The sequence below is a fragment of the Actinomadura rudentiformis genome, assembly GCF_008923185.1.
Classification (GTDB): domain Bacteria; phylum Actinomycetota; class Actinomycetes; order Streptosporangiales; family Streptosporangiaceae; genus Spirillospora; species Spirillospora rudentiformis.
On sequence record NZ_WBMT01000030.1, the window covers coordinates 81739 to 103827 of the forward strand.

Annotated in this window: 19 protein-coding genes; 10 read left to right on the forward strand and 9 right to left on the reverse strand. The window is 73.4% G+C overall.

The genetic code is table 11. The features are described 5' to 3' along the window. A complete protein-coding gene (locus F8566_RS45155; RefSeq protein ID WP_192810223.1) occupies positions 1-1017 on the forward strand; it encodes an NADP-dependent oxidoreductase in 1017 nt (338 codons plus the stop codon). Between the two features lie 35 nt (positions 1018-1052). Here the strand turns inward: F8566_RS45155 and F8566_RS45160 are convergent, their stop codons facing one another. From F8566_RS45160 to F8566_RS45170, 3 genes are all read right to left on the reverse strand, one after another. Beyond that, a complete protein-coding gene (locus F8566_RS45160; protein ID WP_151569807.1) occupies positions 1053-1691 on the reverse strand; it encodes a histidine phosphatase family protein in 639 nt (212 codons plus the stop codon). A 23-nt stretch (positions 1692-1714) separates the two neighbouring features. Beyond that, positions 1715-3259 carry an AMP-binding protein gene (locus F8566_RS45165; protein WP_151569809.1) on the reverse strand — a complete coding sequence of 515 codons (1545 nt, stop codon included), beginning with the start codon at positions 3257-3259 and terminating at the stop codon, positions 1715-1717. A gap of 89 nt (positions 3260-3348) precedes the next feature. Continuing rightward, positions 3349-4188: a ThuA domain-containing protein gene (locus tag F8566_RS45170; protein ID WP_151569811.1), complete on the reverse strand. Its 840-nt coding sequence runs from the start codon at positions 4186-4188 to the stop codon at positions 3349-3351. 199 nt (positions 4189-4387) lie between these two features. Here F8566_RS45170 and F8566_RS45175 point away from each other — a divergent pair, with 199 nt between their 5' ends. Genes F8566_RS45175 through F8566_RS45185 form a run of 3 tightly spaced genes read left to right on the forward strand, consistent with a single transcriptional unit; the run spans position 4388 to position 7828 of the window. Then, a complete protein-coding gene (locus F8566_RS45175; protein WP_225994108.1) occupies positions 4388-5422 on the forward strand; it encodes a thiamine pyrophosphate-dependent dehydrogenase E1 component subunit alpha in 1035 nt (344 codons plus the stop codon). Beyond that, complete coding sequence (locus F8566_RS45180) at positions 5419-6450, forward strand: alpha-ketoacid dehydrogenase subunit beta (RefSeq protein ID WP_151569813.1); 1032 nt, start codon at positions 5419-5421, stop codon at positions 6448-6450. The genes F8566_RS45175 and F8566_RS45180 overlap by 4 nt, the downstream gene beginning before the upstream one ends. A gap of 4 nt (positions 6451-6454) precedes the next feature. Beyond that, on the forward strand, positions 6455-7828 hold the full coding sequence (locus tag F8566_RS45185) for a 2-oxo acid dehydrogenase subunit E2 (protein ID WP_151569814.1): 1374 nt from the start codon (positions 6455-6457) through the stop codon (positions 7826-7828). Between the two features lie 12 nt (positions 7829-7840). Here F8566_RS45185 and F8566_RS45190 read toward each other — a convergent pair whose 3' ends face one another. Next, on the reverse strand, positions 7841-8449 hold the full coding sequence (locus F8566_RS45190; RefSeq protein ID WP_151569816.1) for a TetR/AcrR family transcriptional regulator: 609 nt from the start codon (positions 8447-8449) through the stop codon (positions 7841-7843). Between the two features lie 59 nt (positions 8450-8508). On the opposite strand from F8566_RS45190, the gene F8566_RS45195 reads away from it, so the two are divergent. The 3 genes from F8566_RS45195 (at position 8509) to F8566_RS45205 (ending at position 10820) form a co-directional block, all read left to right on the forward strand. Next, positions 8509-9138: a TetR/AcrR family transcriptional regulator gene (locus F8566_RS45195; protein WP_151569818.1), complete on the forward strand. Its 630-nt coding sequence runs from the start codon at positions 8509-8511 to the stop codon at positions 9136-9138. 108 nt (positions 9139-9246) lie between these two features. Further along, positions 9247-9669 (forward strand): Zn-ribbon domain-containing OB-fold protein, encoded by a 423-nt coding sequence (locus F8566_RS45200; protein ID WP_151569820.1) that lies wholly within the window; start codon positions 9247-9249, stop codon positions 9667-9669. After that, on the forward strand, positions 9666-10820 hold the full coding sequence (locus F8566_RS45205; RefSeq protein ID WP_151569822.1) for a thiolase family protein: 1155 nt from the start codon (positions 9666-9668) through the stop codon (positions 10818-10820). The genes F8566_RS45200 and F8566_RS45205 overlap by 4 nt, the downstream gene beginning before the upstream one ends. Positions 10821-10829: 9 nt before the next feature. On the opposite strand, the gene F8566_RS45210 is transcribed toward F8566_RS45205, so the two are convergent. From F8566_RS45210 to F8566_RS45230, 5 genes are read right to left on the reverse strand one after another with little or no spacing between them, the layout of a single operon-like run. Then, positions 10830-12260 carry an aldehyde dehydrogenase family protein gene (locus tag F8566_RS45210; RefSeq protein ID WP_151569824.1) on the reverse strand — a complete coding sequence of 477 codons (1431 nt, stop codon included), beginning with the start codon at positions 12258-12260 and terminating at the stop codon, positions 10830-10832. Positions 12261-12282: 22 nt separating this feature from the next. Next, positions 12283-13518: an acyl-CoA dehydrogenase family protein gene (locus tag F8566_RS45215; RefSeq protein WP_151569826.1), complete on the reverse strand. Its 1236-nt coding sequence runs from the start codon at positions 13516-13518 to the stop codon at positions 12283-12285. A gap of 26 nt (positions 13519-13544) precedes the next feature. Next, the gene (locus F8566_RS45220; RefSeq protein WP_151569828.1) at positions 13545-14684 is read right to left on the reverse strand and encodes an acyl-CoA dehydrogenase family protein; all 1140 of its coding nucleotides are present in this window, start codon (positions 14682-14684) and stop codon (positions 13545-13547) included. Then, a complete protein-coding gene (locus tag F8566_RS45225; protein WP_225994109.1) occupies positions 14681-17257 on the reverse strand; it encodes a putative PEP-binding protein in 2577 nt (858 codons plus the stop codon). Before F8566_RS45225 ends, F8566_RS45220 begins: the two co-directional genes overlap by 4 nt. Beyond that, the gene (locus tag F8566_RS45230; RefSeq protein WP_225994110.1) at positions 17254-17907 is read right to left on the reverse strand and encodes a MarR family transcriptional regulator; all 654 of its coding nucleotides are present in this window, start codon (positions 17905-17907) and stop codon (positions 17254-17256) included. The genes F8566_RS45225 and F8566_RS45230 overlap by 4 nt, the downstream gene beginning before the upstream one ends. A gap of 590 nt (positions 17908-18497) precedes the next feature. Here F8566_RS45230 and F8566_RS45235 point away from each other — a divergent pair. The 3 genes from F8566_RS45235 to F8566_RS45245 all read left to right on the forward strand — a co-directional run bounded on the left by F8566_RS45235 (position 18498) and on the right by F8566_RS45245 (position 22074). Further along, positions 18498-19466 carry a TIGR03621 family F420-dependent LLM class oxidoreductase gene (locus tag F8566_RS45235; protein WP_151569830.1) on the forward strand — a complete coding sequence of 323 codons (969 nt, stop codon included), beginning with the start codon at positions 18498-18500 and terminating at the stop codon, positions 19464-19466. A gap of 37 nt (positions 19467-19503) precedes the next feature. Beyond that, the gene (locus F8566_RS45240; RefSeq protein WP_151569832.1) at positions 19504-20322 is read left to right on the forward strand and encodes an SDR family NAD(P)-dependent oxidoreductase; all 819 of its coding nucleotides are present in this window, start codon (positions 19504-19506) and stop codon (positions 20320-20322) included. Between the two features lie 240 nt (positions 20323-20562). Continuing rightward, positions 20563-22074: a sugar ABC transporter ATP-binding protein gene (locus tag F8566_RS45245; RefSeq protein WP_192810216.1), complete on the forward strand. Its 1512-nt coding sequence runs from the start codon at positions 20563-20565 to the stop codon at positions 22072-22074. Positions 22075-22089: the final 15 nt, after the last annotated feature.

A 22089-nucleotide genomic window follows, 5' to 3' on the forward strand; every position in this document is an offset into this window, starting at 1 on the left:
GTGCCGCGCACCCGCGTGGTGTGCCTGGTGCGCCGCCCTGCGGGCGATCCGGTGCCTGAGGACTTCGCCGTGGAGGAACGGCCGCTGCCCGAGCCCGGCGAGGGGCAGCTTCTTGTGCGCAACGTCTACATGAGCGTCGATCCGTCCATGCGCGGGCGGCTGGAGGCCACCGAGAAGCACTACACGCACAACTTCCGGCCCGGCGAGCCCCTGGACGGACGCGCCATCGGCGAGGTGATCGTCTCCCGCGCGTCCGGCATCGAGCCGGGCGCGTACGTGCGTCACCAGCTCGGCTGGCGGGAGCACGCGGTGGTGGACGCGGTGGACGTGTCCACCGTGGACCTGTCGGTCGCGCCGCCGCGGACCTGGCTGGGCGTGCTCGGCTCGACCGGCTTCACCGCCTACGTCGGGCTGGTACGGGTGGGTGAGCTGCGGGCCGGTGACACGGTGTTCGTCTCCGCCGCGGCCGGCGCGGTGGGCAGCGCGGCCGGCCAGTTCGCCCGGCTGCTGGGCGCCGGACGGGTCGTCGGCAGCGCGGGCGGCGAGCGCAAGAGCCACCTGGTCGTCGAGGAGCTCGGTTACGACGCCGCGTTCGACTATCGGGCGGAACGGCCGCAGGACGCGCTGGCCCGGCTGGCGCCGGGCGGCGTCGACCTCTATTTCGACAACGTCGGCGGAGCCCAGCTCGTGGCGGCCCTGCACGCCATGCGCCAGGGCGGCCGGGTCGCGCTGTGCGGCATGGTCTCCCAGTACGGCGACCGGCGCGACCAGCAGGACCTCCAGCACCTCGTGCAGGCCGTCCTCAAGCGCCTGACGCTGCGGGGTTTCATCGTCCGCGACCACGAGGATCTGCGGCCCGAGTTCGAACGGCGGGTCGCGGGCTGGCTCGCCGCAGGCGAACTGGTCGCCCGCGAGACCGTCGTCGAAGGGCTGGACAACGCCGCCGGGGCCCTGCTGTCGATGATGCGCGGCGCCAACGTGGGAAAGATGCTCGTCCAGGTGGGCGAGGAGCGCTGACCCGCCCCGGATCACGAACCGGGGCGGGAGCCAGATCAGGAACCGGGGACGGGGACGGGGACGGGGACGGCGGCCGGGACGCGCCGGTCGGCGACCAGGTGGGCGGTCTCGTTCACCGACTCCACGACCACCCGTCCCGCGGGTACCCGGCGGACCCGTGACACCGAGGTGTAGCCCGGGTGGAACCAGAAGACGCGGGGCGCGTCGATCACCATCGCGAGGTAGGCGTTGATCAGACCGCCATGCGAGACCACGACGACCCGGCCGCCCGGATGCGCGTCCATGATCTCGTTCATCACCCGGCGGATCCGCCCGCGGAAGGCGGGCAGGTCCAGCTCCGGCACGAAGTCCTCGAACCGCCCCTCGGCGAGGGCGACGGCCCGCGGATCTCCCGGGTCGAACTCCTCGACCGGCGTGTAGACCAGGCGGCGGACGGTCTCGCCGTCCCATTCCCGCAGGTCCTCCAGCACGCCGGCGGTCATGCCCAGCCGCCGTTCGACGGGCGCGGCGGTGTCGCGAGCGCGCTGGTAGGGGCTAGTGCAGACCGCGTCGACGCGTTCGCCGGCCAGCCAGTCGGCCAGTCGTTCGGCCTGCGCGATGCCGGTCTGTGAAAGCCCCGGATCCATCACCCCGCCCTCCGGCAGTGCGTGCCTCACGAGCAGCAGCTCGGTCATGCGTTCTTCTCTCCGATCCGGGGTCAGCCCGCGATGGTCCGCTCGGATGCCCAGTACGGGCGGCGCAGCGCGCGCTTGTCGAGCTTGCCCATGGCATTGCGGGGCAGTTTCTCTACGAATTCGTATGCCCTGGGGCACTTGTAGGCGGCCAGCCGTTCCCTGCAGTGCGCGTCGAGAGCTGTGGGGGAGGGGACCGGGTCACGTGCCACCACCAGTGCCCGCAGCGCCTCTCCCATGTCGGGGTCGGGGACCCCGATCACCGCGACATCGGTGACACCGGGATGCTGGGCGAGTACCGCCTCGCATTCGGCCGGGTAGAGGTTGACCCCGCCGGAGACCACCATGTCCGCGGAGCGGTCGGTGATGTGGATGTAGCCGTCCTCGTCGACGTATCCGATGTCGCCCAGGGTGAACAGGCCCGGCGCCAGGTACGCCGCGCGGGTCTTGGCCTCGTCAGCGTGGTAGCGGACGCCGTGCCCGTCGGGTGCGCGGAAGGCGAGCCTGCCGATCTCGCCCCGGGGGAGAGGGTGCGCGTCCTGGTTCACCACGACCGCCTCGAACGGCGGGACGGCACGGCCGACCGAACCGGGATGCGCCAGCCACTCGTCGCTGTCGATCCTGGCGACGGTGCCGACCTCGCTCGCCCCGTAGGACTCCACCAGCACCGGTCCGAACCATTCGATCATCGCTCGCTTGACGCCGGGCGGGCAGGCCGAGCCGGTGTGCGCGACCAGCCGCAGGCTGGAGAGGCCGTGGCGGGCGCGTTCGGCCTCCGGAAGCGCCAGCAGCCGCTGGAAATGCGTGGGGACCATGACCGAGGAGGTGACACGCCACTCGTCGATACGGCTCAGGCAACGCCGGGCGTCGAACCTGCCGAGCACGACCACCGGCTGGCCGGACATCAGATGGCGCAGTGCGGTGAGCGGCCCGTTGTGCTGGAGCGGACCCACGACGAGATGGGGCCCGTCCGGGAAGTTCGAGCCCGCGGAGATCGCGGTCAGGTAGTCGGCGGCGGTCCGGGCGCACGGGTCGGCCCAGCGGACCTCGGTCCCGCGGGCGCGGCCGGTCGTGCCGGAGGTGTAGACGAGCGGTGGCCGCGCCGGGCGCCCGTCGGGCACGGGGCGTACGGGCGCCGAGCACCAGTCGTCCCAGGCGACGACGGAACCGCCCGCCTGTCCGTTCTCCGAGCCGTGCACCGCCACGGCGCGCAGCCCCAGCTCAGCTCCGGCACGGACGGCGGCCTCGCGGCCCGTGGGGCCGGTGACGGCCGCGACCACTCCGGCGTCGGCGAACTGGCCGGCCATCTCACGGGCGGTGAGCTGGCGCGAGGTCGCGACGGTGCCCACTCCGGCCAGCAGCCCGGCGGCGTGCGCCACGAGCGTGGCGGCGTTGTTCTCACCGATCACCGCGACGCGCTCGCCGTCTCCGGGAGCCAGGCCGAGCAGGACGCCGGCGACCCGCTCCACCTGGTCGGCGAACCGGCTCCACGTCAGCGTCACGTTGTCGTCGGCCACCGCCGGCGCGTCCGGTGCCGTGCGGGCGCGCTCGGCGATCACTTTCCGGGACACCGGACTCCTTCCCGGCGGCCGTGGAGGCCGCCGACGTTCCTTTGCTTGCGGGGATCACAGGGCTTGCGAGGATCACAGGGCTTGCGGGATCACGGAGAAGGGGCGACGGGCGCCGGATGCCCGGCGGCCCATCGGCGTGCGGCCTTCGAGGCCACCCAGGCGATGGCGTTGCCGAGCAGGCGCCGGTACGGGGGGAGGGCGAACGTGGCGGCTGAGTCGCCCGGCTGCAGCACGACCAGGGGGCTGCGCCCGGCCACGCTCGCCCAGCCGATGAGATCGGACGCCGGCGGGTGGCCCGTGCAGTCGGGGGCCGCCTCCTCCCCGTGCAGCACATGCTCGTACGTCCGCACGAACAGCGCCGGGTCGAGATCGGCGTCGGCGCGGAGCAGCGGGACGACCTCGGAGGCGAAGACCGGGCAGCAGTACAGCTCGTCGTCCAGCTCGAAGTCGCCGACGCCCGCGCACACGGGGTGGTCGGGGGCGGCCACGCGGGCGGTGTACCGGGTGAGCCGGGTCCCCGAGGACGGCCAGTCCTTGCCGCGCAGCCGTCCGGGGGCGTAGTGGAAGCGTCCGCCCAGCGCGTCCGCCCAGCCCTCCCAGCCCGGCCATCCGGCCAGCGCGTGATGCAGCATCACCAGGCCCTGCCCTTGGTCGAGCAGGTCCGCCACCGCCCGGGCGGTGGCGGGGTCGGGGCCGGACGGCTCCGGGGCCCGGCCGCGTTCGAGACGCAGGCCGGGCAGGTCGTGGCAGACGACGGCGTCGAAGGCGTCCGCGTGCCGGGGGCTCAGCCAGCCCTGCGCGGACGGTTGCACGGCGTGGGCCCATGTCCAGGCGCGCTCGGCGCAGACCGCGTCCATCATGGCGCCGAAAGCGTCGAGATCGACGCGATGGCCGCCGGTGATGGCGAGGATCCGCCCCGCGCCTGCCATGGCCCCTCCTCGTCGACGGCGTGCCGGCCACTCCGGCCGAGAGAAGTAACTGTATTCAGTGTTAACAAACTTGGACAAGGCTCTGGACAAGACTTACTGAAGTCGACTACAAAAAAGTCAGGGCCGTCCGCCCACTCCGCACGACGCGCGCCCCTCGCGCCGCCGGGCCGGGACCACCCCGCGGGAGGAGCATCCACCAGTGCCACCAGCAACCACCGATCCCGTGACCGCGCAGGCGCCGCCGGCCGAGGTGACCCGGGACGTCCACGAGCGCATGGTCCGCATCCGGCTGTTCGAGACCGAGGCGGGCCGGCTGATGGAGGCCGGCCGCCTGCCCGGCTTCCTGCACCTGTACGTGGGACAGGAGGCGGTGGCGGCCGGGGTGATGAGCGCGCTCGCCGACACCGACCAGATCACCTCGACGCACCGCGGTCACGGGCACGCGATCGCCAAGGGCGCGCGGTTCCGCGAGATGTACGCCGAGCTGTTCGGCAAGGCCACGGGCTACTGCCACGGTCACGGCGGCAGCATGCACATCAACGACCTGTCCATCGGGATGCTCGGCGCCAACGGCATCGTGGGCGCGGGCCTCCCGATCGCGGTGGGCGCGGCCTTCGCCAGCGTCTACCGCGACGACGGCGGGGTCGCGGCCGCCTTCTTCGGCGACGGTGCCAGCAACATCGGGGCCTTCCACGAGGCGGTCAACATGGCCGCCGTGCTGCGGCTGCCGGTGATCTTCGTCTGCGAGAACAACGGCTACGCCGAGTTCACCGCCCAGGCCGACCACATGCTGCTGCCCGACGTCGCCGACCGCGCGGACGCCTACGGCATCGCCAAGGAGATCGTGGACGGGATGGACGCCGTCGCGGTGCACCTGGCCGCCCGGCGCGCCGTCGACCGCGCCCGCTCCGGTGGCGGCCCCACCCTGCTGGAGGCCAAGACCTACCGCTACTACGACCACCAGGGAGTCAAGGGCCTGCGCATCCCGTACCGCACGCAGGAGGAGATCGACGCCTGGAAGGCGCGCGACGCCATCGACGCCATGGAGTCCTGGCTGGTCGAGCACGGGCACGCCACCCGCGAGGACATCGACGCCGTCTGGGACAGGACCCGGCGGGAGATCGCCGAAGCGATCGAGTACGCCGAGCGCAGCCCCGACCCCGATCCGGACACCGACCTGCTCCGCGACGTCTACACGACCGGGAACGCCAACACCACCGGGGACGCCTCATGACCACCCTCTCGGCCGGCAGTGCGGCCCCCGCCGCCGCACCGGTCGTCACGCGCCGGCTCACCTACGTCAAGGCGTTCAACGAGGGCCTGGCACAGGTGATGCGTGAGGACGCCGACGTCTTCGTCGCCGGAGAGGACGTGGCCGGCTACGGCGGCGTCTTCCACATGTTCGACGGCCTGCTCGGCGAGTTCGGGCCGCGCCGCGTGGTGGACACCCCGATCGCCGAAATGGCGCTGGTCGGGCTGGGCGTGGGCGCGGCGGCCCGCGGCCTGCGGCCGGTGGTCGACCTGATGTTCATGGACTTCCTCGGCGTCTGCCTCGACCAGGTGGTCAACCAGGCGGCCAAGATGAAGTACATGTACGGCGGCGCCGTCTCGGTCCCGCTGACCATCACCACCGCCTCGGGCGCCGGCCTGGGCGCGGCGGCACAGCACAGCCAGAGCCTGGAGATGTGGCTGGCGCACATCCCGGGTCTCAAGGTGTGCATGCCCGCCACCCCCCACGACGCCAAGGGGCTCATCGTCGCCGCCGTCCGCGACGGCGATCCGGTGGTGGTGATGCTGAACAAGGTCCTGCTCGGCGCCAAGGGCGAGGTGCCCGAGGAGATCTACGAGGTGCCGCTGGGCAAGGCCGACGTGGTGCGCGGTGGAGACGACGTCACCATCGTCACCGTCGGCCGGATGCGGGACGAGGCCGTCAGGGCCGCCGAGGAGCTGGCCCGGACCGGCGTCCAGGCGGAGGTGATCGATCTGCGCACCGTGCAGCCGCTGGACATCGGCACGGTGCTGGAGTCGGTGCGCAGGACCAACCGCGTGCTCGTCGCCCACGAGGCCGTGACGTTCGGGGGCATCGGCGCGGAGATCGCCGCACAGATCCAGGACCAGGTGTTCGACCATCTCGACGCCCCGGTTCTCCGGCTCGGCGCGCCGTTCGCGCCGGTGCCGTTCGCCCCCGTGCTGGAAAAGGCGTACGTGCCGGACGCCGAGCGGATCGCCGCCGGCTGCCGCCGCCTCCTTGAGCGGAAGTGACCGCATGGCGATCGAGGTGCTGCTGCCCAAGCTGGGCCTGACCATGCAGGAAGGCACGATCGAGGAGTGGCTCGCCGCGCCGGGCGCTCCGGTGCGGCCGGGTGACCCGCTGCTGCGCATGACCACCGACAAGGTGGACATCGACGTGGAGGCGGAGGGCGAGGGCGTCTTCCACCCGGCCGTGGAGGTCGGTGCCACGCTGGTCCCCGGCACGGTCATCGGCTGGCTGCTGGCCGGCGGCGAACCGATCCCGGCGCCGCCGGCACCGGCGTCGGCCCTGCCACCGCCCGCCCAGGACCCGCAGGAGCCGCAGGCCTCCGTCACGGCACCGGAGGGGAGGCTGTTCGCCTCGCCCAACGCCCGCCGGGTCGCGGCCGCCCACGGCGTGGACCTGGCCGCGCTGCGCGGTACCGGGCCCGGCGGCCGGGTGGTCTCCGAGGACGTCGAGGACTACTTGGCCGCTCAGGCGGACGCCCACGTCCCACAGGCGGACGGCGCCACTGGCATTGTGCCGTCCGGGCCGCTCGTGCGCCGCGACGCCAGGGAGCGCGGCGTCGACTTGGCCGCCGTGAACGGCACCGGCGTGGGCGGACGCGTGCGGCGCGCCGACATCGAGGCCGCCGTGGCCGCCACCGCCGTGGTCGAGGCCGCCGTGGCAGAGGGCGCCACCGGCCCCACCGTGGCGGGCACACGCGTCATCCCGTTCAAGGGGATGCGCGGGGCCATCGCCCGGCGGATGCACGCCAGCCTCCAGGAGATGGCCCAGCTCACCCACGGCTACGAGGTCCGCATGGACGGCGTCGCCGACCTGCGCGCCCGGCTCAAGGAGGAGTGGGCCGGCACCGGCCAGGCCGTGCCGACCCTCAACGACTTCGTCGTGCGGGCGGCGTCGCTGGCCCTGCAGGAGCATCCTCTGCTGAACGCCACCGTCCGCGACGACGGCGTCCACCTACTGGAGGAGATCCACGTCGGGCTGGCCGTGGCGGTACCGGACGGCCTGGTCGTCCCGGTGATCAGGGACGCCGCCGGCCGGTCGCTGGCCGGGCTGGCCGGGATCACCCGTGAGCTGGCCGGCGCCGCCCGGGCCGGCACGCTGGGCCTGGACCAGCTCGAAGGCGCCACGTTCGTGGTGACCTCGCTCGGCGCCTACGGCGTCGACATGTTCACCCCGGTGATCTATCCGGGCAATGTCGCGATCCTGGGGGTCGGACGGCTGCGGGACGGGGTGGCCTGGGAGGGCGACCGGCCGCTGCGCACGCGGGTGCTCACGCTGAGCCTGACGTTCGACCACCGGGCGGTGGACGGCGCCCCGGCCGCCGAGTACCTGCGCACGGTCGACCGGCTCCTGCGGCGACCGCTGCGCCTGCTCGCCGGGTGACCTCGCGGCCGGCTACCGCTGTGCCGTCCCGGTGACCTTGTCGACCAGGGCGACGACCTCCGCCAGGAACGCGCGGTGGCCCAGCTTCTGGTACGTGACGTCCTTGGCCAGCCAGGAGGAGACGGTCGTCTCCAGCAGGGACAGCAGGCCGACGCCGATCACCTCGGCCTCGCCCGCGGCGAGCCGTCCCCGCGCCCGGCGGGTGGCCCTGCTCAGCAGTTCCAGCAGTTCGGTGCGCTGCTGCCGCCGCACCACCTCGACGTCCTGGTTCACGCCCACCGAGGAGATGAAGTAGGTCTTGCCCGCGGCCTCGTGCTGGTCGATCCAGCGCACGACTCCGGTCATCATCTCGCCCAGCCGCCCGCCCCGCGGCAGGTCGTCGGCCGCCTGCGCCGCGTGGGCGATGAGCGCGGCGCCGAAGCTCTGCACGCCCTCCAGCAGGATCTGGTCCTTGGAGGCGAAGTGGTAGTACACGGCCGCCGACGTCATGCCCGCCCGCTCGGCGATGTCGGCGACCGTGACCATGTCGGGCGCCTGCACGGCGAACAGTTCCATGGCGGCGTCGACGACGGCCTGGCGGCGGGAGGGCCGGTGCGCCGCGCGTGGGGCGGAGATGGTCATGGTGTGCCTAGTCTGCCCGCCTGCTGGGCACCTGTCATCTCGCTGGATAGGGTCGGGTCGTGACCGAGGCGCAGCAGGAGCAGAAGCAGCCCGCGCACCGCCCGTCGCGGCGGCAGCACATCGTCAACGCGGCCGTGCGGGTGTTCGGGCGGGCTGGGCTGGCCGACGCGAGCATCCAGGACATCGCCGACGAGGCCGGGGTGGCGGCGACGGCCGTCTACTACCACTTCAGCGGCAAGGAGGAGCTGTTCGACCTTGCCCTGCGCCGGGTCCTGGACCAGCTGGACGAGGTGGTCCGGCGGTCCCGGGCGGACGACGAGCCGGGCGATCCGGAGACCCTGGCCAAGGTGATGGACGCGGTGTGGGACTGGATGGAGGAGAACCCGGACTCCGCCCGCATGTACCAGCTCCACCTGGCCGGCGCGACGGGGCAGGCTCGGGTGATGCGCGAGGAGTTCGAGCAGCGGCACGTGCAGCGGGCCTTCGACTACCTGTCCGACCGGCAGCCGCGCAACGCCCGGTCCGCCGCCGCCCGCCACGCCGCCCAGACGCTGGCCGTCCGGACCATGATCACATCGACGATCTACGTGTCGGCGCTGCGGGCCGAGGGCGGGCCGCTGTCGACCCTGCCGCAGCGTTCGGTGCGGCGGGCCCTGCACGACCTCGCCCAGCGCCTGGTCTCCTCCTGACCGGTGTCCTCCTGACCAGCCGTTTCGTCTGGTATTCCGGGAGTCGTTGCACTAGGGTGCTACTTACTGAAGTTGGTCACCAGTAAGTCCCTGGCCTGGGAGGCGACGGTGGACGTTGCGGTCGTGGATCCCGCCCTCTTCGCCGGGACGGCGCCGCCCCGGTTGGCCGGCTCGCGCTGCCCCGGCTGCGCCACTGTCACCTTCCCTCGCCGCGGCTCGTGCCCGCGCTGCCCGTCAGGGACGATGGCCGCGCACACGCTCCCCGAGCGCGGGGTCGTGTGGTCGTGGACGGTGCAGGAGTTCGAGCCCAAGCCGCCCTACCGGCGGCTTGGGGAGGCGTTCGTGCCGTACGCGGTCGGCTATGTCGACCTCGGCGTGGTCATCGTGGAGTCCCGGCTGGACGTCCCCCGCGAGCGGCTGCGGATCGGGCTCCCCGTGCGGCTGACCATGATCCCCGCCTTTCTCGGCGAGGACGGCACCGAGGTGCACACCTTCGCCTTCTCCGCCGACGAGGACGGGGAGATCTGGTGAGCGTCCGGGAGGACGTCCATATCGTCGGCGTGGGCATCCATCCGTTCGGCCGTAACGAGCATGTGGACGGCTACACGATGGCCGAGCAGGCATGCCGGGACGCGCTCGCCGACGCCGGGCTCGCCTGGCACGACATCGGCTACGCGGTCGGCGGCTCCAACGAGGCCGGCAAGCCCGACACACTGGTCGACCGGCTGGGGCTCACCGGCGTGCCGTTCGTCAATGTGCGCAACGGATGCGCGACCGGTGGGGCCGCCCTGGTCACGGCGGCCGGCGCGCTGCGCGCCGGTGAGGCGGGCACGGCCCTGGTCGTGGGGTTCGACAAGCACGAGCGCGGCGCGTTCAGCCGGCCTGCCGCCTCCTACGGCCTCGGCGACTGGTACGCCACCACCGGGATGATGCTGACCACCCAGTACTTCGCCCTCAAGACCCGCCGCTACCTGCACGAGCACGGCATCCCGGAGGAGGCGCTGGCGACCGTGGCCGCGCGGGCGCTGCGCAACGGCGCCCGCAACCCGATGGCCTGGCGGCGCAAGGAGCTGCCGGAGCAGGAGATCATGGACGGCGCCCCGGTGAACCCGCCGCTCACCAGGTACATGTTCTGCTCGCCGGCGGCCGGGGCGGTGGCGCTCGTCCTGGCCACGGGGGAGCGGGCGCACGACCTGTGCGAGCGGCCGGTCCGGCTGGCGGCGCTGTCGCTCAGAACCCGCCGCTTCGGCTCGTTCGAGGTGTTCTCCCCATGGCTTGCGCCGGAGCCGGACCACAGCCCCAGCATCGACGCCGCCGCCGCGGCGTTCGACCGCGCCGGGGTGCGGCCGTCCGAGGTGGACGTCGCGCAGGTGCAGGACACCGACAGCGGCTCGGAGATCATCCATCTGGCGGAGACCGGTCTGTGCAAGGCGGGGGAGCAGGAGACGCTGCTGCGCGGGGGCGCCACCGAGGTGGGCGGCCGCCTGCCCGTCAACACCGACGGCGGCTGCCTGGCCAACGGCGAGCCGATCGGCGCGTCCGGGCTGCGGCAGGTCCATGAGGTCGTCCGGCAGCTTCAGAGCCGCGCCCTCGGCGCGCAGGTGCCCGGTTCGCCACGCGTCGGCTTCACGCACGTGTACGGGGCCCCGGGCGTCAGCGCCTGCACCGTCCTGGCCGTCTGAGCAGGGGGATCAGACGGGCAGTTGCAGGGAGGTCAGCTCGACGTACTCGGCGAGTCCGTGCCGGCCGAGTTCGCGGCCGTTGCCCGACTTGCGGTATCCGCCGAACGGCGCCAGCACGTTGAACCGGCCTCCGTTGAGGGACACCTGGCCGGTACGCAGGCGCCGCGCGATCGTCTGGGCGGCCTCGACGTCGGCCGCCCACACGCCGCCGGACAGGCCGTAGTCGCACGCGTCGGCGATCCGGATCGCCTCCTCCGCGTCCTGGACGGGGATGACCGCGAGCACCGGCCCGAAGATCTCCTCCTGGCTCACCACGGCCTCGGGCGGCAGCCGCGAGATGATGGTGGGCGGCGCGAAGAAGCCCTTGCACGTCCTCGGGCGTGCGCCCGGTCCGGTCAGCACGGTGCCCTCGCGGGCGCCGACCTCGATGTGGCCGAGCACCGAGCGCTGCTGCGCGGCCGAGGCCAGCGGCCCGACGGAGGTGACCGGATCCAGGGGGTCGCCGACCACCAGCCCGGCGGCCAGCGCGGCCAGCCGTTCCTCTGCCTCGGCAAGCCGCGAACGCGGCATCAGCAGGCGGGTGAGCGCCGCGCAGGTCTGACCGTTGTTGACGAAGCAGGCGCGCAGCGCCATCGCCATCGCCGCGTCCAGGTCGGCGTTCTCGGTGACGATCAGTGCGGACTTGCCGCCCAGCTCCAGCGCGACGCGTTTGATCGTGCGCGCGGCCAGCTCGCCGACCCTGGCCCCGGCCGCCGTGGAGCCGGTGAGACTGACCATGTCCACCTGCGGATGCGCGGCCAGCCGCTCGCCGGCTCCCGCGCCCGTGCCGGTCAGCACGTTCAGCACTCCGGCGGGCAGCCCCGCCTCGTGCGCGATCTCGGCCAGCGCGAACGCCGACAGCGGCGCGACGGTGCTGGGCTTGACCACGCAGGTGCAGCCGGCCGCCAGCGCGGGGGCGATCTTGGCCGCGATCTGGTACAGCGGGTAGTTCCAGGGAGTGATCATCGCGACCACACCGACCGGGTTGCGCACCACCACCGAATGCCCGATCCGTTCGTCGGCCAGTTCGGTCTCGGCCAGGTCGGCGGTGGTGCGCAGCACGGCGGCGGGCATGTCCACCTGGATGCGGCGGGAGTCGGCGATCGGCGTGCCCACCTCGCGGGCGATCAGCTCGGCCAGCTCCTCGCGGCGTGCGGCGATCCCGTCGGCTATGCGGTGCAGGAGCGCGACCCGCTCGGCGATCGGGACGGCGGCCCAGGCGGGCAGTGCGGCGCGTGCCGCCTCGACCGCCCGGTCGACGTCCTCGTCCTCCGCAAGCGGGACGCTGCCGATCAGCGCGCCGGTGGCGGCCTCGTGCACCTCGGCGCGCCGCCCGCCGGTGACCGGCGACCAGACCCCGTCGACATAGATGTCCACGTCGACCTGCTCGTGATGGCGCATTTCGCCTCCGGGGAGGAACGGTTCAGGAACGGGGCAGCCGGGAGAACGCGCCATTGTCGGCCCGTGGCTCGCGGGGCAGCCCGAGCACCCGCTCGCCGATCAGATTCCGCTGGATCTCGTCCGTGCCGCCCGCCACCCGGTAACCGGGGGCGCCCAGCAGGTGCCCGGTCCAGGCGAACGTGCCCGGCTCGCCGGTGTCGGCGGCGATGCGCGCCCCCATCACCTCGGCGGCGACCCGGCCGGTCAGGGTGAGCGTCTGCGAGGCCATCAGCTTGGTGATGGACGCGGCGGGGCCGGGACGCCGTCCGGCGGCGGTGGCCCGGGCCACCCGGTCCACCGTGGCCGCGTGCAGGACGGCCCGCACGTGCAGGTCGGCCAGCCGCTGACGTACCAGCGGGTCACCGGTCCGGTCGAGCCGGCGTGCCAGTGCCACCACGTCACCGACCGATCCACCCTTGCGTCGCCTGCCCGCCCCCGAGGCGGACCGCTCGAACGCCAGCGTGGCGTTGGCGATCTCCCAGCCCTGGCCGGGCGCGCCCAGCCGCAGTGCGTCGGGGACGCGCACCCGTTCCAGGAACACCTCATTGAAGGACGACCCGCCGCTCATCTGCCGGATCGGCCTGATCGTCAGTCCCGGTGCGTCCATCGGCACCAGGAACGCGGTGATCCCGGCCTGCTTGACCACCTCGGGATCGGTGCGCGCCAGCACCATGCCGTAGTCGGCGAACCGGGCGCCGGAGGTCCACACCTTCTGTCCGGTGAGGACCCAGGCGTCACCCTCGCGCACGGCCTTGGTGGACAGCGCGGCCAGGTCGGAGCCCGCGCCGGGCTCGCTGAACAGCTGGCAGGCCAGCAGGTCGGTGCGCTGGAAGGCGCGGGCGAGCCGCCGGCGTTGCTCCGGCGTGCCGTAGACGGCGACCGCCGAACCGACCAGGCCCACGGTGACGCTGATCAACTCGGTGCTCGGCGGCACCGCGAAGCCCGTCTCCTCCTGGGCGAACGCGGTCGCGTACGCGGCGGGCAGGCCCCGGCCGCCGTGCTCCTCGGCCAAGGTCAGCGCCTGGAATCCGGCGTCGAACCTCGCCCGCTGGTAGGCGCGGGCCCGGTCCAGCAGCGCCCGCTCCTCCTCGTCGGACAGGTTGTGGAAGACGGCGTAGTCGTCCGGTTCCTCGTCATGGTCGAACCCTTTGGGCGGCAGGGTGGCGGCGAGCCATCGGCGTACTTGCTCCCGCCACTGCTCCAGGGTGGGTGTGGGCATGTCCGTTCCTCGTTCTCGCCCGCGCACTACCAGCCCAGAAGCCGGGCGAGCCGTTCGCGGTGATGGGCGGAACCGCCGAGCAGAGCGGCGTCGGCCACCGCCCGCCGGAAGTACAGGTGCGCGTCGTGTTCCCAGGTGAAGCCGATGCCGCCGTGGAGCTGCACGGTCTCCTCGGCCACCCACGCGTAGGCCTCGCAGCACCAGCTCTGCGCCACCGCCGCGGCCTCAGCGAGCGCGGACGGGTCGTCCTGGACGGCCACCGCGCGCAGCACCGCCGACCGGGCGGTCTCCACCTGCAGCAGCATGTCGGCGCAGCGGTGCTTGACCGCCTGGAAGCTCCCGATGGCACGGCCGAACTGGGTGCGTTCACGGGCATAGGCGACGGTCATGTCCAGGCACGCCTGAGCGCCACCGAGTTGCTCGGCCGACAGGGCCACCAGCGCCAGGTCGAGGCCCTCGGTGACCGCCGTCGCGCCGGTACCGCCGACGGTGACGCGGACGGCCGGGGCGTCGTCCAGCAGCAACATCGCCTGGGAACGGCTCAGGTCGAGGCATTCGGTGGGCCGCGCCGTCACGCCCGGGGCACCGGCGGCCACGGTGAACACGTCCACTCCGTCCGGCCCGGCCGCCGCGACGACGAAACCGGCGGCGGCGGTGCCGTCGAGCACGAACGGGCTCATCCCGGTCAGCCGCCAGCCGTCCCCGGCCGGCTGCGCGGTCACCGCCAGGTTCTCCGGACGCCAGGCTCCGTCGGCGTCGGCGACGGCCAGCGCGTGCACCTGCCCCTCTGCCAGGGCCTTGAGGGCGGTCGTGGAGAGCGGGCCGCACCGGGCGAGCACCTGGCCCGCCAGCACGGTCGAGCCCAGGAACGGCACCGGCGCGAGCACCCGGCCCAGCTCTTCGCACACCACGGCCAGTTCCGCCAAGCCACCGTCGCCGTACGGCCCGGGAAGGCCCAGCCCGGCGAGTCCGACTTCCTGGGCGAGCACACGCCACAGCCGCTCGTCGTATCCTCGCCCGTTCTCGTCCAGCTCGCGGACGGACGTCGTCCCGCCCGCGTCGGCACAGACCTCACGGACGGTGTCCCGCAGAGCCTCCAGCTCCTCGTCGTCCAACGTCGAGGCGCCGGTCTGCGCGGTGCCGGTCTGCGCGGTGCTCGCGGTCATGGGGTCCTGCCCTCCTGTGCGGCGCAGGTCGCCTGGGCGGCGGCCAGGCGGGCGACCGGCACCCGGCCGGGCGAGCAGGACACGTAGTCCAGGCCCAGCCGGTCGCACAGCTCGATCGAGGCCGGGTCGCCGCCGTGCTCGCCGCACAGGCCGAGTTTGATGTCCGGACGCACCGCCCGGGCCCGCTGGACGGCGATCTCGATCAGCGCGCCGACCCCGTCGGCGTCGAGCCGCTCGAACGGGCTGGCGGCCAGCAGCCCGCCCGCCACGTACGGCTCCAGGACCCGCCGCTCGACGTCGTCGCGGGAGAAGCCGTAGGTGAGCTGGGTCAGGTCGTTGGTCCCGAAGGACAGGAACTGCGCGGTACGCGCCAGCTCCCCGGCCAGCAGGGCCGCGCGCGGCGTCTCCACCATGCTGCCGATCCGGTACGGCACGGCGCTGACGTCGATGCCCGCCCGCGCCGCCACCGCCTCGGCGGCGGCACGGACCTGCCGGGCGGCCGCGGTCAGTTCCTCGGGCAGGCTCACCAGCGGGATCATCACCTCGAGCTCCGGCTCGACACCCTCGGCGCGCACGTCGAGCCAGGCGCCGAACAGCGCCTCTGCCTGAGCCGGGTAGAGCCGGTCGTGCAGCAGGGCCAACCGCACGCCGCGCACCCCGAGCATGGGGTTGGCCTCGCGCAGTTCCTCGGCGCGTTCCTCGGCCTCGGCGTCGCCGGCCCGGCCGGGCGCGGGCAGGAACTCGTGCATCGGCGCGTCCAGCAGCCGCACGGTGACGGGCCGGGAGCCGGTTCCGCGCAGCAGTTCGCGGAAGTCCTCCCGCTGGGCCTCCGCCAGCGCGTCCAGCGCCCGCCGCTCGGCCTCGGGATCGGCGGCCAGGATGACCCGCCGGATCAGGGGCAGCCGCTCGCCGAGGAACTGGTGCTCGGTGCGGCACAGCCCGATGCCCTCGGCCCCGAGCTCCACCGCCGTCCGGGCGTCCCGCCCGGTGTCGGCGTTGGCGCGCACGCCGAGCTTGCGCAGCGTGTCCGCCCAGCCGAGCACGGTCTCGAGTTCGCGTGGCGGGCGGGCGGCACTGATCTCCACCTGGCCCGTGTAGACCGCTCCGGTCCGCCCGTCCAGGGCCACCATGTCGCCCTCGCACAGCGTCCGGTCTCCGGCCGTCGCGGTGCCGGACGCGGCGTCGATCCGCAGCCCGCCGGCTCCGCAGACAGCGGGCACCCCCACGCCGCGCGCCACCACGGCGGCGTGCGAGGCCAGCCCGCCGGCGGCGGTGATCACCCCGGCGGAGGCCAGCAGGCCGGGCAGATCGGCCGGCGTCGTCTCCGTGGCGACCAGCACGACCGGGACGCCCTCGGCGGCCCGGCTCACCGCCGCGTCGCTGGACAGGACCATCTCACCGCACGCCGCCCCGGCGGAGGCGGGCAGCCCTCGCACCAGTTCGGTCTCGGTTCCGGTCAATCTGAGCTGGGGATGCAGCAACTCCTGCACGTCGGCGGGCCGCACCTGCCGGACTGCCGCGCGCTCGGCGCGGGCCCCCGCGTTCACCAGATCCACGGCCAGGCGGACGGCGGCCAGGCCGGCGGCCCGTTCCGGCCGGGCCGACAGCAGCGCCAGTTCGCCGTCGCGCAACTCGAAGTCCAGGGCGGCGGGCGCCGCGAAGTGCTGTTCCAGCGTGAGCAGCGCGCTCTCCAGAAGCCCCGCACCGCCCGGCACCGCCGACAGGTCCTCCGGCCGGGGCGGGCGGGGGGCGCTGCGGCGCACACCCCGGTAGAACGTGCCGGTGGGACGGAAGGCGCCGGTCTCGGGGTCGCGGCTGGTGGCGGTTCCGAAGCCGGACAGGTCCCACGGGCCCAGCACGAGGGCCTGGACGTGCAGTGCCAGCGGCAGGTCGGCGGGCAGCTTCTGGGTGCGCCGCGCGCGCTTGGCCCGTGGTGTCTGCCAGCGGGCCAGCATCGCGCGAGCCGCCACCGCGAGCTGGCCGGCCGGATCGTCGGGAAACGGCGCTTGGGCCTCGGCGGCGATGAGCTCCAGCAGCGCGGGCACCTGCTCGCACGGGTCGGTCACGTCGAACATGAGGTCGTCCATCGCCGCCCCGGCCACCCCCAAGCCGTGCTCCCCGATGCTGCGTAGCATCGTCCCCCACACCTCGTGCAGCACCCGGTCACGTGCGATGACCTTCATCACGGCATCGCGGTTGTGCGGGGCCAGCCCCACCACTGGCAGATCGGGCGGCAGCCCTGCGACCGGAACGGGGGCGCTGGCGGTGAGCCGCACCAGCATCGGACGCTCACCGTGGGCGAGCCGCCGCCCGGCCAGCTGCTGCAGTAGCTCGACGGCGGCCATGGCGAGGTCGGGATCGGTGAGGGACTCGGCGTCGGCGACCGGTACGGTCAGGCCGGCGACCGTGGGCAGGCCCAGGGAGATGAGCTCGTCCATCTGGAACCCGTGCGTGCCGAGCGCGGCGGCGTCGAGCCCGCGGGCGCGTCCCTGCCCGTAGGGAATCAGCCCGTAGGGGATCAGCCCGTGCCCGAGTGATGAGCCCGCGCGGGACGCCCGGCCGGAGACGCTCAACCGGCGTCCCTGGTTTCGGCGACCAGGCGCTCCTCGAGCTCGGCGTCCTCGGCGCGGCTGACGCCCAGGGCCAGCAGCAGCTCCTGGTGGAGGTGCATCCAGACCGTGTGGTACGAGTCGAACATCGGTGAGGCCAGCCAGGAGTGATCGCCGTCGTCGAGCCGCTCCAGTGCCGCCTCCAGCCGCGTCAGGTATCCGCCGGTGCGGGGCAGGACCGGCGCGAGCCGCCGCAGGACCGGCGCGACCGCCTCGTGGACGTCATCGAGGTCGTCCCGGACCGCGGCGTCGTAGGCGGCGTCCGAGTGGTCGTTGGCGCTCCCGTCCGGGTGGCATTGCCAGGCGGTGCACACATCGCGCAGGCGCCGGTTGATCGGCAGGAACGTCTCGTACAGGGCGCGGACCCGCTGCTCCTCGGCGGAACCGGAGGGCAGCCGCAGCATCTCGCCCGCCAGCTCGGTGCCTCGTGGGGTCGGCATCGCCAGCGGACCCTTGAGCACCGCGAATCCCTGGGCGGCCAGGGCTTCCAACTGCGGGGTCGCGGGTCCGCGGCGCATCCCGCGGACGGCGAGCTCGACCAGTTCGGCGGCGAAGTCCTCGGCCAGTGGCGTGGCGGACCGGCCGACGCTGCCGGTGGCGGGCAAGGCGGGCATGTCGCGCTCCTCTCCGGACCGCGGCGGCCCGGCGCTGGCGGGTCACGGCACCGGGGCGACGTGACCTGGGTGGGTGACGGGGGTGAGTGACGGGGATGAGCGGCGGGGATGAGTGACGTGGGTTACATCGGGTGGTGAGGGCATCGTGCCGCGTTAGCGAACTCGACGTCAAGAAACTCGCCGCTACTTTTTGGAGGTTCGATCAAGTAAGCCGCCGCGTCCGGATGGCCGGGAATCGTGCGCGTTCCAGGGTGCCGGTACTCCATGGAACACCAGGTCGGTGGCCATATTCCAGTGCCCGACCGACGATCATCGGCTGGGCCGCCGGTCGGGCCGTCCCGGCGGGTCCAGTGGCGGGTGCGCGGCGGTGCGGCGCCGACGCGATCGGAGGCGGAGGCGGTGCCCGGGTGCCGAATCCGGATCCCTTCCCACCCTCCCGGCCTGGTGCACCCACTCCCGGTGCCCGGCCGCGAACCGCGCCAGATACTGTAGCCATGATAAAGAAACTGGGTCATACTTCCGGCCATGGGAGCTGACCTTCCGCCCGGCCGGACCTCGTCCGGACGGGCCCGCGCGGCGGAGCGGCGGCCATGAGCGCGCGCCCCTTCCGCTTCGCCTGCCAGGCCTACCGTTCGACGTCCGCGCGGCACTGGCGGGAACTGGCCCGCCGGGTCGAGGCGCTGGGCTACGCGAGCCTGCAGGTGCCCGATCACTACATCGGCCCCGGACCGGCGCTCGACTCCACGGGGCACTCGGTACAGGTGCTGGCCGCCGTTCCGGCGATCGCGATGGCCGCCGCGGTGACGTCGACGCTGGAGGTCGGAGCCAGGGTCCTGTGCACCGGCTATCACCACCCGGTCGTCCTGGCCAAGGAGGCCGCCACTCTCCAGCTGCTCTCGGAGGGCCGGTTTCAGCTGGGACTGGGCGCGGGCTGGCTCGCGGCGGAGTACGACGCCATGGGTGTGCCGTTCCCGAGTGCCGCCGAGCGCATCGACCGGCTGGAAGAGACGCTGGAGCTGGTGCGGCAGAGCTTCGCCGGCGGCCCCGTCGACGTGCGGGGAGAACACGTGCACGCCACGGGCTTCACGGCGGTGCCCGCGATCGAGCGACCGCCGCCGATCATGGTGGGCGGCGGGGCGCCGCGTGTCCTGAGGCTGGCCGGTGCCCGGGCCGACATCGTGAGCGTCAACTTCAACAACGCCTCCGGCGTCCTGGGGCCGGACAGCGTCGCGTCGTCCACGGCCGAGCAGACCCGGCGCAAGCTGGACTGGGTGCGGTCCGGGGCGGGAGAGCGCTTCGGCGGACTCACGCTGGAGATCGCCGCCTACTTCGTGGCCGTCGACTCGGGAAAGGGCCCCGGGGCCGAGGCACTGACGGCGCGCACCGGGCTCGACGCCGAACGGCTCCGCGAGTTCCCGCACGCGCTGGTGGGGTCGGTTGACGCGATCTGTGAAGAGCTCGAACGCCGCCGTGCCGAGTACGGCTTCTCCTACGTGACCGTGGGCGAGGCGGTCCTGGACGACTTCGCGCCCGTCGTCGCGCGGCTGTCCGGCCGCTGAGCCCCGATCGGTGCTCGCCGGAAGGGAGTGAGAGCACATGCCGTCTGAGGTGATCTCTCCGGTCGCTCTGGTGACCGGTGCCGGCTCGGGCATCGGCCGGGCGACCGCCGAACTCCTGCTCGCCCGCGGTTACCGGGTCGTCGGCGTCGACCGGGACGCCGCGGCCATCTCCTGGCTGTCGGCCGGACCGGCCGCGGAGACGGTCTGCGGCGATGTCGCCGACGAGGCCGTCAACCTCCGCGCGGTCGAGGTCGCCGAGAGCCGTTTCGGGCGGCTCGACACCGTCGTGCTCAATGCCGGCATGCCGGGGTCGGGCTCCCTTGAGACGCTGGACCTGGAGGTTGTCCGGCGGGTGTTCGCGGTCAATGCCTTCGGCGTGGTGCTGGGCATGAGGTCCGCCGTTCCGGCGCTGCGCCGCGCGGGCGGCGGCGCCGCCGTGGTGACGGCCTCGGTCTCCGGCCTGGGCGGTGAGCCGAACCGCTGGTCGTACGGCATGTCCAAGGCCGGCGCGATCAACCTCGCGCGGTGCCTGGCCGTCGACCTGGCGGTGGACGGTGTCAGGGTCAACGTCGTCTGCCCGGGACCGGTGCACACCCCCATGACCCGCGGGCTGCGGGAGGCGCAGCCGGAACGCTACGAGGCGCTCCGCCGGGCGGTGCCGCTGCAGCGCTGGGGCGAGGCCGCGGAGGTCGCCGAGGTGATCGCCTTTCTGGTGTCGCCGGCCGCGAGCTTCCTGACCGGCGTGGTCATCCCGGTGGACGGCGGCGTCTCGGCCCGGACCGGCCAGTTCCTTCCGCCCGAGCCGGGGACGGCGCCCGTCACCAGCGCGACCCGGCACGAACCACCAGCTAACTAATAGTCGGCATCAGTAACTGACCCCGGATTTCACCATCGGTCCAGGGGAGAGTCCGGTTCGACCGCGCGGTAGTCCGGTAGGCCGGTCCTGCCGCGCGGATTGAGTTGTCGCTGGTGGAGCTGGAAAATTCCCGGCCTCAGCCGATTGCGCGGCCGGTAGTGCCCGGTTACTGTGTCCCACATCACAAACACTAACGGCTCTCAAGTAAGTCGAGCCGGGACTGGGATGCCGGGAGGGCTCATGCCGGGATCAGCCCTACGGGTGAAGGGGCTCTCGAAGACCTTTCCGGGTCAGCGGGCCCTCGCGGACGTCGATCTGGACATCGCACCCGGTGAGATCCGCGGTCTGGTGGGCCAGAACGGCTCGGGCAAGTCGACCCTCATCAAGGTGCTGGCGGGCTACCACGCCCCCGATCCCGGCGCGGCGGTGGAGGTCGCGGGCATGGCGCTGCACCTCGGCGCCCCCGGCGCGGGCGACGCCGCGGGGCTGCGCTTCGTCCACCAGGATCTCGGGCTCGTGCCGAGCCTTGACACGGTCGACAACCTCGCCCTGGGCCGCGGCTACGAGACCGGCCCCACCGGGCTGGTCCGCTGGCGGCGGGAGCGCGTGGCGGCCCGCTCGGCCCTGGAACGGCTCGGCTACGACTTCAGCGTCCGGCGGCCGGTGGGCGAGCTGTCGGTCAGCGAGCGCACGGCGGTGGCGGTCGCGCGCGCTCTCTCCCGGCACGCCACGCCGCCGCGCGTCCTCGTCCTGGACGAGCCCACCGCGAACCTGCCGGACACCGAGGTGGACCGGTTGTTCTCGCTCGTGCGCTCCGTCCGTGACTCGGGAGTCGCCGTGCTGTTCGTCTCCCACCATCTCGACGAGGTCTTCGTGCTCTGCGACACCGTGTCGGTGCTGCGCGACGGCCGGCACGTGGCCACCGTGCCCGTCTTCGGACTTGAGGAGAACGCTCTGGTGGAACTCATGATCGGGCGCCGGCTGGAACAGCACGACGCCCCGGCCTCCGTCGCCGGCGCGGCCGGCGAGGTGGTCGTGACGGTGTCGGAGCTGACCGGCGCGGTGCTGGCGGGGGTCTCCTTCGAGGTGCGCGCCGGCGAGGTGGTGGGCATAGCCGGGATCACCGGCTCGGGCCGGGAGGAGATCACCTCGGCGATCTTCGGGGGAGTCCCGCGCGGGGGCACGGTGTCGGTCGCCGGGACCGCGCTGCCGCCGTCGCGGCCCGACCTGTCCATGGCGGCCGGGATCGGGCTGGTGCCCGCCGAGCGGCACGCCAACGCCGCGTTCCTCGAACACTCCCTCCGGGAGAACGTGTCGATCGCCGACCACGGCCCGTTCCGCCGGCACGGCCTGCTGAGCCGCGGCCGCGAGAGGAGCGACGTCGCCGCCTGGCTCGAACGGCTGGACGTCCGGCCCCCCGGGACCGAGCGGCGGCTGGACGCGCTGTCGGGCGGCAACCAGCAGAAGGTCGTGCTCGCGCGCTGGCTGCGCCGGACCCCGCGCGTGCTGCTGCTCGACGAACCCACCCAGGGCGTGGACGTCGGGGCGAAGGAGGAGATCCACACCCTGGTCGACCGGGCCGCGGCGGGGGGCGCCGGCGTGGTGGTCGCCAGCAGTGACGACACCGAGCTCGCCCGCCTGTGCGGACGGGTCATCGTGCTCCGCGGCGGCCGCGCCGCCGAGGAGCTTCACCGTCCCGATCTGGACGCCGACCGGATCACCGCCCTGACCGTCCGCAAGGCGTCCGCCTGAGCCGGCGCATCCGGC

Excerpts from the sequence above, each read along its gene's own strand:
- F8566_RS45190 (WP_151569816.1), bottom strand. The coding sequence starts at position 8,449 with ATGACCATCTCCGCCCCACGCGCGGCGCACCGGCCCTCCCGCCGCCAG.
- F8566_RS45215 (WP_151569826.1), bottom strand. The coding sequence starts at position 13,518 with ATGCCCACACCCACCCTGGAGCAGTGGCGGGAGCAAGTACGCCGATGG.
- F8566_RS45230 (WP_225994110.1), bottom strand. The coding sequence starts at position 17,907 with ATGCCCGCCTTGCCCGCCACCGGCAGCGTCGGCCGGTCCGCCACGCCA.
- F8566_RS45235 (WP_151569830.1), top strand. The coding sequence starts at position 18,498 with ATGAGCGCGCGCCCCTTCCGCTTCGCCTGCCAGGCCTACCGTTCGACG.
- F8566_RS45240 (WP_151569832.1), top strand. The coding sequence starts at position 19,504 with ATGCCGTCTGAGGTGATCTCTCCGGTCGCTCTGGTGACCGGTGCCGGC.
- F8566_RS45180 (WP_151569813.1), top strand. The coding sequence starts at position 5,419 with ATGACCACCCTCTCGGCCGGCAGTGCGGCCCCCGCCGCCGCACCGGTC.
- F8566_RS45210 (WP_151569824.1), bottom strand. The coding sequence starts at position 12,260 with ATGCGCCATCACGAGCAGGTCGACGTGGACATCTATGTCGACGGGGTC.
- F8566_RS45245 (WP_192810216.1), top strand. The coding sequence starts at position 20,563 with ATGCCGGGATCAGCCCTACGGGTGAAGGGGCTCTCGAAGACCTTTCCG.
- F8566_RS45185 (WP_151569814.1), top strand. The coding sequence starts at position 6,455 with ATGGCGATCGAGGTGCTGCTGCCCAAGCTGGGCCTGACCATGCAGGAA.
- F8566_RS45170 (WP_151569811.1), bottom strand. The coding sequence starts at position 4,188 with ATGGCAGGCGCGGGGCGGATCCTCGCCATCACCGGCGGCCATCGCGTC.
- F8566_RS45220 (WP_151569828.1), bottom strand. The coding sequence starts at position 14,684 with ATGACCGCGAGCACCGCGCAGACCGGCACCGCGCAGACCGGCGCCTCG.
- F8566_RS45160 (WP_151569807.1), bottom strand. The coding sequence starts at position 1,691 with ATGACCGAGCTGCTGCTCGTGAGGCACGCACTGCCGGAGGGCGGGGTG.